The organism is Pauljensenia sp. UMB6358 (genome assembly GCF_030216865.1).
GTDB lineage: Bacteria > Actinomycetota > Actinomycetes > Actinomycetales > Actinomycetaceae > Pauljensenia > Pauljensenia turicensis_A.
The window spans coordinates 1-246 of sequence record NZ_JASOMS010000250.1 but is presented as its reverse complement, the minus strand read 5'-3'; the positions used below and the strand labels follow the sequence as shown (position 1 = coordinate 246).

1 protein-coding gene is annotated in these 246 nt (G+C 58.1%); it reads right to left on the bottom strand.

Features of this window, described 5'->3' with window-relative positions; all coding sequences use genetic code 11:
• Positions 1-246: Obg family GTPase CgtA (gene cgtA, locus QP381_RS09350; protein WP_285068766.1), on the bottom strand; the 246-nt coding region annotated here is incomplete at both ends.

Genomic DNA, 246 nt, shown 5'->3' with positions numbered 1-246 from the left:
AGTAGTCACGGCGCTTTTCTTCCCTGGTTGGGCGGGAGCGTTGGTCCAACCTTAGGTCTTCGCCGCGGCGGCCGAGCAATTCGGCTCCGGTAGACATCGTGGGTTCCCAATCGAACAGGACGCCATCGGTTATATCACCGATAACTACAGTGTCTCCGGCATGCGCCCCGGCTTCTAGCAGCAGATCTTCCACTCCTGCTGCGTTGAGCCTGTCTGCCAAGTATCCAACCGCTTCATCGTTACCGA